Origin of the sequence: Streptodolium elevatio, from assembly GCF_040649515.1 — a bacterium.
Classification (GTDB): Bacteria; Actinomycetota; Actinomycetes; order Streptomycetales; family Streptomycetaceae; genus Yinghuangia; species Yinghuangia elevatio.
This window is the reverse complement of sequence record NZ_JBEZFP010000209.1, coordinates 1-11,288: the sequence shown is the minus strand read 5'-3', so window position 1 is coordinate 11,288 and position 11,288 is coordinate 1. Positions and strand designations below refer to the sequence as shown.

Genomic DNA, 11,288 nt, shown 5'->3' with positions numbered 1-11,288 from the left:
TTTTCTTCCCCCTCCAGCCCGGCGGGCCCCCAGGTCACACCCCGCCGGGGGCGGGCCCCTGCTCCCCACCCTCCGCCGGGTGGGCCGGGCCCGCATAGTGCGGGCCCGCCCTCTCCGGTTGCGGGAGGGCGTGGTCAGACCCGCGCCGCAAGCGCCGCCGGGCCGAGCACGAACTCCGGGTCCACCTGGGTCGTCAGGTCGACACCGGTCTTCGAATTGGCCCAGCTGTGCGCGTTCTTGATGTGGAACTCGACCATCTGCGCGGTGTAGCGCTGCCAGTCGCGGTGCTCGTACGTCGCGTCCACCGCCTCGCGCATGCGCTCCAGCGCCGCGCGATTGTCCGCTTCGAGCAGCTCGAAGCCGGGGGCGCGGCCCTTCTCGACCTCGCGCACGAACTCCGACTGCCCGGTCCAGGTCAGCAGGTCGGCGCCGACGTGCTCGCGCAGGAACGCCAGGTCGTCCGGGCCCTGCACCTTGTTGCCGACGACGGCGAGGGAGATGTCCCAGTCGCGCGCGTACTCGCGGTATTGCCGGTAGACGCTCACGCCCTTGCGGGTCGGTTCGGCCACCAGGAACGTCATGTCGAAGCGCGTGAACAACCCGGAGGCGAAGGCGTCCGAGCCCGCGGTCATGTCGACGACCACGTACTCGCCGGCGTCGTCCACGAGGTGGTTGAGCATCAGCTCCACCGCGCCGACCTTGGAGTGGTAGCACGCCACACCCAGGTCGCCTTCCTCGAAGGGACCGGTGGCCATGATGCGCATCCCGCTGCAGCAGCTGCCGACGGGACGGCGGCAGGCGTCGTAGACGGGGTTGTCCTCGTCGAGCCGCAGGAGCCGCGAACCCCGCCCGGGCGGCGTCGTCTTGACCATTTCCGCCGCGGACGCGATGCGCGGGTTGTCGCCGCGCAGGTAGTCCTTGATGAGCCCGAGGTGGGCGCCGAGCGGCGGGATGGCGGCGGCCTTCGCGTCGGTGAGCCCGAGCGCGACGCCGAGGTGCTGGTTGATGTCCGCGTCGACGGCGAGGACCGGGAGGCCGGCGGCGCCCAGGTGGCGGACGAAGAGGGACGAGAGCGTCGTCTTGCCGCTGCCGCCCTTGCCGACGAAGGCGATCTTCACGCGGTCGGTCCTTCCGTGCGGGGAGCCACGTTGTCGAGAGTGACAATCGTTTTCGACAAGGATCATCCGTCGCGCTTCGTGTCCGCGTCAAATCGGAGCGTGAGTGCACCCTCGGAAGGGCCGCCGGGCCCGGCGAGCGCCGGGGGGCGTACGCGCGGGGGCGCGCGTTGCGCGTAGGGTCGGCGGGTGGACACCCGAGACCCGTTCGCCGCCGTCGCCGCGCTGCCCGGCGTGCCCGAGGCCGTCGAGACCGCCCGCAAGGCCGTCGACGCCCTGCTGGGGCACCGCACGATGCGCCGCCGCAGCCCCGAGATCAGCGCCGAGTCCGCCCTGCGCGGGGCGCGCGCGAGCGCCGCACTCGAGGGCGCGGACTGGTCCCTCGAAGAGGTGCGCCGCCGCACCGACTACTCGCGCACCGACGACGCCGAAGCCGGCATCGTCGGGGGCGCACTGCGGCTCTCCGCGGAGTACGGGACCCTCGTCGACATCTGGCGCCGCAGCCCACTTCAGGTCCTCGCGCGCCTGCACATGGTCGCCGCCGCGGACGTCGTGCCGGCGGACGCGCTCGGCCGCCCGCGCCTGGCCGGCGAGGACGTGGCGGTTCGCCCCGACCCCGGCGTCCTGCCCGGCGCCGACGAGGTGACCGCACGCCTGGACGGCTTGGCACGGCTGCTCATCGAGCCAAGTGAGGCACCGGCGATCGTCGTCGCCGCACTTGTACACGGCGAAATCCTGGCGCTCCAGCCGTTCGTGTGGGGCAACGGCCTCGTCGCGCGCGCGGCGCAGCGCATTGTGCTCATTACGCGCGGGCTCGACCCGAAGTCGGCGGTCGTGCCGGAGGTGGGACACCTCGATCTGGGGGCGGACGCGTACGAAAAGGCGCTGCGTGGCTATGTGTCCGGTACGCCGGAGGGTGTCGCGGGGTGGGTCGGGCACTGCGCGGAGGCCGTGACGCTGGGGGCGCGCGAGAGCGTTGCGGTGTGCGAGGCGGTCATGCGCGGGATGTGAGCGCGCGTGGCGGGTGCGGTCTGTGGTTCGCGGCTCGCGGTCGGTGTCGTGCTGCTGTGCTGCTGTGCCACCGTCCCGCAGTGCCACGGTGTCGGCGGGTTGCGGGCGCAAAAAAATTGGCGGCGCCCACGGGGAGGACGCCGCCACTCGTCACGTACAACGGGGTACCAGAGCGTGCACCGTTATGACGGCCGGCCCGGGGCAAGCCCCGGTGGTCCGGCGCGTTCGGCCCCTACGAGGGTCGGTCGCGCGTGGGTTCCCGATGTCCGTGCTCGGTCCGTGTGGCCGTCTGCCTCGGTGGGGTGTCGCCACCCCGCCCGGAGGCGGTCCCGCGGGCCGTTGATCCCCTTTCTACTGGGTTGCCGGAGTCAGCGGAACCCTTCGCCCAAGATCTTTACCTTTCGGGTCGAAGGTGATCAATCGGGCGCCTTTGCGGCCTGGTTGCGGCGTGTTTTTGCGGCGTGTTTGCGGCGCGGTTCGGTGTCGCTTCGGCTGCGGTTCGCCGGGCAGTTCGCGCACAGGTGTTGCTTGCCAGTGCCTGCCGGCCTGCTTGTCTTGCCGGTTCGGCTCGTACCCGGCCCGGTCAGCGCCTCCGCTTCGCGGCGTACCAGACCAGGCCCGCGGCGGCGGCGCCCGCGCCGAGTGCCGTCGCCGCCAGCACGGACCGGGAGGGGACGGGCAACGTCGGGACGCGCTGGCGCAGTTGCACGGGTCGGTTGAAGGTCAGCACCGGCCAGCCGCGCGCGACGGCCTCGCGGCGCAGGCCCCGGTCCGGGTTGACGACGTAGGGGTGGCCGACCGCCTCCAGCATGGGCAGGTCGGTGACGGAGTCGCTGTAAGCGTAGGAACGGGTCAGGTCGTAGCGCTCGCTGTCGGCGAGTTCGCGCACCGCGTTCGCCTTGTTCTCGGCGTACGCGTAGTACTCGATCTCGCCGGAGTACCGCCCGTCCTCGACCACCATGCGCGTCGCGACGACCCGGTCCGCGCCGAGCATCTCCCCGATGGGCTCTACCACTTCGGCGCCCGACGAGCTGACGATCACCACGTCGCGGCCGGCCGCGTGGTGCTCCTCGATCAGCGACGCGGCCTCGTCGTAGATCAGCGGGTCGATGAGATCGTGCAGCGTCTCCGCCACGATCTCGCGCACCTGCTGCACATCCCAGCCGCGGCACAGCGCGGAGAGATACTCGCGCATGCGCTCCATCTGGTCGTGGTCGGCGCCGCCCACGAGAAACACGAACTGGGCGTACGCGCTCTTGAGCACGGCCCGGCGGTTGATCAGACCGCCTTGGTAGAACGATCTGCTGAACGCCAGCGCGCTGGACTTGGCGATGATGGTCTTGTCGAGATCGAAGAACGCTGCGGTCCGCTTGGGTACGTGGTTTTCCACGTACCTGAGGATAGGGGGAGCCATTCGGCGTAAACTCAGGCACACGGGTTTGCCCGAGAAGCCTCTCGGGTACATCCTGGAAGCCACGGATCGTTCTGCGACCGTGCTAACCCGGTCCGGCTCCTCCCCCCCCGAGTCGGCCGTGGAGACGACCCCCGCTCTCCCCCCCGGCGGGGGTCGTCGCTTGTCCGAGACGGTTTCGCGCGGACGCTTCGGCGGTGGGTTCCCGTAGTGGTACCGCAGGTGATCCTTGCTCGTCGGGGCGATTTCCGGGCCCGACGGCGGCGACTTCCGTCCCGAGGAGGAAGACCTTCCGGCCTTGTCGAGCGGGTGCGCGACGTGCGCGCGCGGGGCCGTACGGGGGCTCGTACGCGGGCTTGCGGCGTGCCGCGTCGGCGCGCTCGACCGCTGCTCGCCGCCGACTCTTCCGCTTCGTGCTATCCGCTCGCTAACAGCTTGCCCGCCCCGGACTTACCCGCTTGCGCCATCCGGTGCCCCTCCCCGCGTGGCGACTTGACATCGGCGGCGCGTCGGGCGATCCGGTCGGATTTCTTCGGGTTCTCTTGGGTTCCGTCAAGTTCCTTCTGGTTTCTTCGAGTTGGTTGTTCGTGTCGGTGGATCGGAGAGTTCCGCGCGTAGTTCCGCGATTTCCGTCACATCGCCCGTACATATGCACTCGATCGTTACTTCACCATCCCTCAAAAGGGTGATTCCGTTATCCACAGGGCGGGGTTATCCCCAGCTTTGCTCCACCCGCTCGGCCGAACCCCCGGGGTGCCCGAAGGTTGAGGCAGACCTTCGGGAGGCCGCACACCGGACAGCACCACCGCACCGCGACGCTCCACCGCACGACCGACGCACGACCCCAACGCGCAGCTTCGAGGCCCCGCTTCGAGCCGCCGTCGGAGTCGGGCACCGCGTGGGAGCAGCGCGCCCGGATGACGTGGCCCAAGCCTCTGTGAACCCATGAAGCGAACCGACCTCCCGAGCACATCCGACCGAGCCGGCGCGCCTGCGCGTGCGGCGGCCGGTCCACGTACCTCGGGAGCTCGGCCATGTCCTCGTTGTCACCACCACGCCCGGTCGGTCCGCCGCGTCCGCTGCTCGTCACCGGTGATCCGCGCCTCCTGGACGAACTCCTGCGCCTGTGCGCGGTCACGGGCATCGAGCCCGAGGTCTGCGCCGACGCCGGGTCGGCCCGCGCGGCCTGGGGCGCGAGCCCGCTGGTGATCGTCGGCGACGACCTCGCCGACGAGGCCGCCCGCTGCGGACTCCCGCGCCGCGACGACATCGTGCTGCTCGGCTCCGACCTCGACGACGGCGAGGTCTGGCGGCGGGCCGTCGCGGTCGGCGCCGACCATGTCATCTTCCTGCCCGACGCCGAGGCCTGGCTCGTGGACCGCTTCGCCGACATCGCCGACGGGGCCACCAGCGCCGCGCTGTCCGTCGCGGTGGTCGGCGGGCGCGGGGGAGCAGGGGCGAGCACTCTCGCCTGCGCGCTCGCGGTCACGGCGGCGCAACGCGGGCGCACCGCCGCCCTGATCGACGTGGACCCGCTGGGCGGCGGCATCGATGTTCTGCTCGGCGGCGAGGCCGTCGGCGGGCTGCGCTGGCCCGATCTGCGGGGCGCACGGGGGCGCGTCGACGGAGGTGCCCTGTCGGCCGCGCTGCCCCGCCTGCACGGGCTCACGGTGCTGTCCTGGGACCGAGGCGCCCCGGGCGGGGTTCCGCAGGACGCGATGCGCGCGATCGTCGGCGCGGTCCGACGCCGCCACGAGGTGGTTGTCGTCGACATGCCCCGGCGCCCGGACGCCGTATCGGAGGAGGCCCTCGCTCAGTGTGGGACGGGCCTGGTCGTCATCCCGGCCGAGCTGCGCGCGATCGCCGCCGCGGCGCAAGTGGTCTCGCTCGTCCGACCGGTCGTCCGCGATCTGCGCGCGGTCGTCCGTACCCCGTCACCGTCGGGACTCGAGCCGGACGAGGTCGCGGCCAACGCCGGCCTCCCGCTGGCCGGCGAACTCCGGCACGAGTCCGGCCTCGTCGAGTCGGTCGAACGCGGTGAAGCCCCCGGCACGAAGTCGCGCAGTCCGCTCGCCCGCTTCTGCCGCGACTTCCTGGACCGGGCCATGCCCATACCCCACTCGGAGGTCGCGTGAACCGAACCCACCGGCAACACGCAGCGCCCCAGCCCCCGTTGCCCCACCCTTCAGTGCGGTGCCGCGGCGACCCGCACTGCGGATCACAGGGTCGGCGGTTCTGTGCAACCCGATCAAGCGATCCGCGCGCAGGTCGATCCGAGCAGAGGTTGATCCGCGTCGATCGTCCCGCACAGCCGATCCGCATAGGCCGATCCGATGCGCTTGATCCGATGGGCCCGATCTGACCGCCGACGCAGCGACCGCCAACGCAGCCGCTCGCTCGCAGCCACTCACCTGACGCCGTATCCGAAGCCACATCAACCACAGGTCACTTCCACCGGCTCCGGCGCCTCAGCCGGCCGTCTTACTGCCGGCTGTTCCACCACCCCGTGTCCCAGCACCACCTGCCCTACCACCCGTCCGACCGGCACCCGGTCGACCAGCGCCTGTCCCATGCCAAGGAGTCGCTCATGAGCCCCAGCACCGCCGCCCGCGCGCAGACCGGCGTTTACCCCGCACACCCCCTGCTGCCGCCCACGCATACGTCGCTCCAGGGCATTCCGACCACACCCGAGGCCGACAGCAGCCGTCCCCGCCCCCGCCCGCTCGCGAGCGCCGCGGCTCCCGTCGCTCCGGCCCCGCGGCATCCGCTCGCGCCGCGACCTCCGAGCGCGCCGCCGCCCCCGACCACACCCTCGGTGCCACCCGCTCCGCCCATGCCGCCGCGGCCGCCCGCACCTCCCGGGCCCGCGGGGCCACCCGACTTCCCGCCCACCGACATGCCGATCGATCCACAGCTCGTCGACGGCGTGCGCGCCCGCCTCGCAGCCGAGGGCCGCGATCCCACGCACGCCGCCGTCGCCGAAGCGCTCCGCGCCCAAGGCCGGGTACTGGGCGACGCGACCGTCATGGCCGTTCTGCGTGCCCTGCGTTCCGAGATCGTCGGTGCCGGCCCCCTCGACGCGCTCCTCGCCGACCCCGAGGTCACCGACGTGCTCGTCAACGCACCCGACGAAGTGTGGATCGACCGCGGCGCGGGGCCGCAGCGTACGCGGGTGACCTTCCCCGACGACGCCGCGGTCCGACGTCTCGCGCAGCGACTCGCCACCTCGGCGGGCCGGCGCCTGGACGACGCCTCGCCCTACGTGGACGCGCGCATGCCGGACGGCGTCCGCCTGCACGCCGTCCTCAAGCCCATCGCGGTCCGCGGCACCTGCCTCTCGCTCCGGGTGCCCCGCCGGACCACGATGTCGCTGAACGACCTGGTCACCTGCGGGGCGTTCCCACCCGAGGCGGCCGAGATCCTGCGGGCGATCGTCGCCGCCCGGTGCGCATTCCTGATCTCCGGAGGTGCGGGAACGGGCAAGACCACGCTGCTCGGTGCCCTCCTGGGGACCGCGCACCCGGCCGAACGCCTCGTCCTGATCGAGGACTCGGCCGAGCTGACTCCCCGACACGCCCATGTCGTCCGACTGGAGTCCCGGCCGCCCAATATCGAGGGGGCGGGCGCTGTCAGCCTCCGGGACCTCGTCCGTCAGGCGCTGCGCATGCGTCCGGACCGCATCGTCGTCGGCGAGGTGCGCGGCACCGAAGTCACCGAGCTGCTGGCCGCTTTGAACTCCGGCCAGGAGGGAGGAGCCGGCACGATCCACGCGAACTCGGCAGCGGATGTGCCCGCGCGTCTCGAAGCCCTCGCCTCCCCGGCCGGCCTCACCCGCGACGCCCTGCACAGCCAACTGGCCGCCGCCCTCGACGTGGTCGTCCATCTTGTACGCGACCGGGACGGACTCCGCCGTGTCGCCGAAATCCACGTCCTGGAACGTAATCCGCGAGGCCTCGTGCATCCCGTGCCGGCGCTGCTCCTCGACCGCACGGCCCCACACCGCCAGGGCCCCGGCTTTCCGCGCCTGGCCGCCCGCCTGGCGGGCTGGTGGCGCCCCTGACCACCGCGCCCCGGCCTGGGCGAGGGCGGACGCCTCGCGCCCGCTCTGGCCCGCAGCGCCGACTCGCGGCCTCGCACCCACGTCGGAGAGCTCCGGCGCCGGGCTGCCTCGCCACACCCAGCGCGTCCGCAACCACAAGGCGCAACCGCGCAGCACGTCCCCGGTGGCCTTCAGTCACCTTCAGGCGCCTTCGGTCGGGACTCGACAGGGAGTCGGCGACACCGTTCCCAGGAGGGCAGTCGGGGCCCGGCGGTGTGCCAGGCGTCGCGGGCGCGGCGCGAGTTTGAAGACACGCCCATCACCTCGGTCAGCCTTGGCGATCCAGACAGGCGGCTCCACATGACCTACCTCGCAACCTCCCTCACCACCTCGGCGTCTTCGACGCCACCGCCCCTTGCCCTCGCGACGCCGTTCCCGACCTCCTTGGCCGTCGGCACCCTTCTGGCCCCGGTCCTTGCCGCCGGTGCGATCTGGATCGCGGGCACCCGCGTGGGCCGGGCGCGAGTCCGCGACCTCGCGGCCCCCGCGCCGGTCGGGGGCAGGGCACTCGGCGGAGTCCACGAACCTCACGGGCCTGGCGGGTCAGACGGGCTAGACGGGCCAGACGGGCCAGACGGGGCACGTGCCTTCACCGTCCCAGCCAGCCGAGCCGCCAAGGCCGGCAACAGACTGCGGGCCGCCGTCCTCGCCCCCGAGGCACGTACGACCGTGGTTCTCCTGGGGTGTTCGATGCTCCTCGCCGCCACGACCGGATCCCTGGTCCCTCTGGTGCTCGCGTTACCGGCGTCCGTGTACTCGGTGCGGCGGCGCGCCCGGGCAGAGGCGTTGCGCGCCGCCGTCGAGCGGCGCTCGGGCATCGCGGAGCTGGCGACCGCGATGGTCGGCGAACTGCGGGCCGGGCAGCCGCCGTCCGAAGCGTTCACGGCGGCCACCCAGGTCCTGACCGGACCCGTCCGCAGCTGCCTCACCGAGGCGGTGGCCGTCGCCCGCGTCGGCGGCGACATCCCCGACGCTCTCGTGCGAGCCGCCGCGGCGCCGGGCGCCGACGCCCTCGCGCGCATCGCCGCCTGCTGGCGCGTGGCCGCCGAACGCGGGGCGGGTTTCGCGCCCGCCCTCGACCGGATCGCCGTCGGCCTGCGCGCCGAGGAGTCCGGACACCGTGAATTGGAAGCCGAGTTGTCCGGCGCCCGCACCACCGCCCGCCTTCTCGCGGCCCTGCCGCTCGTGGGCCTGCTGTTGGGGCAGGGCGTCGGTGCGAACCCGCTCGACGTACTCCTGCACACGCCACTCGGCATCGGCTGCCTCACCTTGGGACTGATCCTCATCGCCCTCGGTCTGGACTGGACGGACCGCATCGCCCGGGACGCCCGGGGACCACGATGGACGGCGTAGCCGCGACGCCGGGTCTGCTGGTCGTCGGCGTACTCGCGGCCTGCGCTGTGTGGTTCGCCGTCCCGGCGCCTCGAACCCGCGGCCGTGATCGACTGAAGGCCGCCGTTGGCACCCGTCACGGAGGGCGGCCCGCCGCGCCGGACACGCGCGAGGCCCGCAAGGCCCGGGTACGCCGCGCAACAGCAGCCGCACTTGCGGGGCTGGCCGCCGCACTCGTCATCGGCGGACTCCCCGGAGTCGTCGCCGCACCGCTCGTCGGTCTCGCCGTGGACCGGCAACTCGGGCGCATAGCCCCGGCTGCCGATCGTCTCCGGCGTGAGCGCATGGCGGCCGACCTTCCGACCGCGGCCGATCTGCTGTCGGCTTGCCTGGCCGCGGGTGCGCCTCCCGTCGAGGCGGTGACGGCGGTCGCCGACGCGATCGGCGGTCCGCTCGGCAGCGAACTGCGGGCCGCGGCAGCCTCGGTACGTCTCGGCGGTGATCCGGCGCGCAGTTGGTCGGCCCTCGCGGCGTCCCGCGAACTGGCGCCGCTGGCCCGTGCGCTGTCCCGTTCCGGTGAGGGCGGCGCGCCGCTCGCGGAACGGATCGCGCACGTCGCCGACGAATGCCGCGACCGCCGACGAAGTGACCTGACCGCAGCCGCGAGACGCACGGCCGTACGCGCCACCCTGCCGCTCGGCGTGTGCTTCCTGCCCGCCTTCCTGCTGATCGGCGTGCTTCCCGTCGTCGTCGGCCTGGCGACGCCGTTGCTCGCGCAGACCTGACGCCGACCCCGACGCTAGCTCCCGCCTTGACTCCGACTCCGACTTCGGCTCCCGCCCCGACTCCGAGACCACTCCGACTCCGACCCCATCCCCGGACGCCCGGCCCACGAACAACTGGAGGACCTCCATGTCCGACACCACCACCACCGTCACACCGACCGACGCAACGACTTCCCCCGTCACGCCGACCGCTACCCCCGCAACCTCCACCGTCTCGACGGCCTTGGCGACGACCAGCGCCGCAACCGCCGCAACCGACGCTGTCCCGGACCCGGTCGCCAAGACCCTCGCGGCACCGCCCGCGCCCACCGCGACGGCACCGAATGACGACCACCCGGCCGGAGCCGATTACCCGACGGAAGCCGACCACCCGCAGGCCTTCGCGGAGCCGTCGTCCGCCAAACGGAAGCCCGGTATTCCGCGCGTTCTCGTGCTGCGCATGCGGAAGCGAAGTGGCCCACTGTTCCGTCGACTTGGACGGCTTCTCCGGCGTGACGACGGAATGTCCACGGCGGAATACGCGGTCGGCACCGTAGCGGCGGTCGCATTCAGCGCGGCGCTCTACAAGGTGGTCACCAGCGATGTCGTGACGGACGCGTTGAGCGCGGTCATCGGAAAGGCGCTCAATGCGACTTTCTGACGCGCCCGACCCGCCGGTGGCGCCGACGAAGCGAAAACCAAAACGGAAGTTCGGCTCCTCCGACGGGGGATACGTGACCGCGGAATCGGCAATGGCGCTTCCGGCTATCGCGTTGGTCCTGCTTGCACTCACGACAGTCGTCGGCGCCGTGGCGCTGCAAATCCGTTGTGTCGACGCCGCGCAGGCCGGTGCGCGGGCGCTCGCACGAGGGGAGGCGCCGGCGGATGCCCTGGCTGTTGTGCACGAACTGGCACCACGCGGCGCGGTCACCGAACACACGAAGCGGGACGGGCGTGTGCGGGTCCGCGTGACTGCCGACGTACCGCTTCCCGGGCCGTGGCACCGGCTGCGGATCCCTGTCCATCACACGGCAGTTGCCGTGGACGAGGCGGCACCCCCGTGACGGGGCCCGCAGGACCGGCGCTTCCCGGTCGATTCCGGGTCGAGCGACACGGAGAGGAGGGTTCCGCGACCGTCTGGGTGGCGGTCTGGTCGCTGCTACCGGTGTGCCTGGCGATGGTCATGCTGGCGTACGGCGCGGCCGTGGCGACGCGTCACCGCGCCGCAGCGGCTGCGGACTCGGCGGCGTTGTCCGCCGCGGCTCACGCGGCAGTAGGGCAGGGCAACGCGTGTGCGGAGGCCCGTCGGATGGCCGAGGAACAGGGGGCATCGCTGGTCATGTGCGTGCTCAGGGGCGAGTTCGTCGACGTCGTCGCCGAGTCACGTCCACCACTGCTCCTTCGTCCGTTCGGCAAGGCCCAGGTCGCCGCGCGCGCAGGCCCCCGGTGACCCGGTTGTGGGGGGGCCGGCGCCCCGGGGGGCCCCCCCCCCCCCCCCGGGGGGGTGCGGGGAGGGGCGGGGGGGGGGGGAGGGGTGGGGGTGGGGGGGAGTTGGA

General features: G+C 72.7%; 10 protein-coding genes. 8 read left to right on the top strand and 2 right to left on the bottom strand.

Annotation, left to right across the window (positions count from 1 at the left end; translation table 11 throughout):
- Positions 1 to 134 precede the first annotated feature (134 nt).
- Complete coding sequence (locus tag AB0C36_RS41115; protein WP_358364405.1) at positions 135 to 1,118, bottom strand: ATP-binding protein; 984 nt, start codon at positions 1,116 to 1,118, stop codon at positions 135 to 137.
- Positions 1,119 to 1,304: 186 nt separating this feature from the next.
- Between AB0C36_RS41115 and AB0C36_RS41110 the strand changes: the two genes are divergently transcribed.
- Complete coding sequence (locus tag AB0C36_RS41110) at positions 1,305 to 2,126, top strand: Fic family protein (RefSeq protein WP_358364402.1); 822 nt, start codon at positions 1,305 to 1,307, stop codon at positions 2,124 to 2,126.
- A gap of 583 nt (positions 2,127 to 2,709) precedes the next feature.
- On the opposite strand, the gene AB0C36_RS41105 is transcribed toward AB0C36_RS41110, so the two are convergent.
- The gene (locus AB0C36_RS41105) at positions 2,710 to 3,528 is read right to left on the bottom strand and encodes an HAD family hydrolase (protein ID WP_358364410.1); all 819 of its coding nucleotides are present in this window, start codon (positions 3,526 to 3,528) and stop codon (positions 2,710 to 2,712) included.
- A 1,043-nt stretch (positions 3,529 to 4,571) separates the two neighbouring features.
- On the opposite strand from AB0C36_RS41105, the gene ssd reads away from it, so the two are divergent.
- The 7 genes from ssd (at position 4,572) to AB0C36_RS41070 (ending at position 11,182) form a co-directional block, all read left to right on the top strand.
- The gene (gene ssd, locus AB0C36_RS41100) at positions 4,572 to 5,672 is read left to right on the top strand and encodes a septum site-determining protein Ssd (protein ID WP_358364400.1); all 1,101 of its coding nucleotides are present in this window, start codon (positions 4,572 to 4,574) and stop codon (positions 5,670 to 5,672) included.
- A 761-nt stretch (positions 5,673 to 6,433) separates the two neighbouring features.
- A complete protein-coding gene (locus tag AB0C36_RS41095; RefSeq protein WP_358364408.1) occupies positions 6,434 to 7,597 on the top strand; it encodes a TadA family conjugal transfer-associated ATPase in 1,164 nt (387 codons plus the stop codon).
- 729 nt (positions 7,598 to 8,326) lie between these two features.
- Positions 8,327 to 8,989: a type II secretion system F family protein gene (locus tag AB0C36_RS41090; protein ID WP_358364398.1), complete on the top strand. Its 663-nt coding sequence runs from the start codon at positions 8,327 to 8,329 to the stop codon at positions 8,987 to 8,989.
- Positions 8,977 to 9,753: a type II secretion system F family protein gene (locus AB0C36_RS41085; protein WP_358364397.1), complete on the top strand. Its 777-nt coding sequence runs from the start codon at positions 8,977 to 8,979 to the stop codon at positions 9,751 to 9,753. The genes AB0C36_RS41090 and AB0C36_RS41085 overlap by 13 nt, the downstream gene beginning before the upstream one ends.
- A 127-nt stretch (positions 9,754 to 9,880) precedes the next feature.
- Positions 9,881 to 10,393, top strand: a complete 513-nt coding sequence (locus AB0C36_RS41080; RefSeq protein WP_358364396.1) for a DUF4244 domain-containing protein — start codon at positions 9,881 to 9,883, stop codon at positions 10,391 to 10,393.
- A complete protein-coding gene (locus AB0C36_RS41075) occupies positions 10,380 to 10,796 on the top strand; it encodes a TadE family type IV pilus minor pilin (protein ID WP_358364393.1) in 417 nt (138 codons plus the stop codon). The genes AB0C36_RS41080 and AB0C36_RS41075 overlap by 14 nt, the downstream gene beginning before the upstream one ends.
- Positions 10,793 to 11,182, top strand: a complete 390-nt coding sequence (locus AB0C36_RS41070) for an Rv3654c family TadE-like protein (protein ID WP_358364390.1) — start codon at positions 10,793 to 10,795, stop codon at positions 11,180 to 11,182. Before AB0C36_RS41075 ends, AB0C36_RS41070 begins: the two co-directional genes overlap by 4 nt.
- Positions 11,183 to 11,288 lie beyond the last annotated feature (106 nt).

Bases quoted from the DNA above. Each gene is read 5' to 3' on its own strand.
- AB0C36_RS41095 (WP_358364408.1), top strand. From the start codon at position 6,434: ATGCCGATCGATCCACAGCTCGTCGACGGCGTGCGCGCCCGCCTCGCA.
- AB0C36_RS41080 (WP_358364396.1), top strand. From the start codon at position 9,881: ATGTCCGACACCACCACCACCGTCACACCGACCGACGCAACGACTTCC.
- AB0C36_RS41085 (WP_358364397.1), top strand. From the start codon at position 8,977: ATGGACGGCGTAGCCGCGACGCCGGGTCTGCTGGTCGTCGGCGTACTC.
- AB0C36_RS41075 (WP_358364393.1), top strand. From the start codon at position 10,380: ATGCGACTTTCTGACGCGCCCGACCCGCCGGTGGCGCCGACGAAGCGA.
- ssd (WP_358364400.1), top strand. From the start codon at position 4,572: ATGTCCTCGTTGTCACCACCACGCCCGGTCGGTCCGCCGCGTCCGCTG.
- AB0C36_RS41090 (WP_358364398.1), top strand. From the start codon at position 8,327: ATGCTCCTCGCCGCCACGACCGGATCCCTGGTCCCTCTGGTGCTCGCG.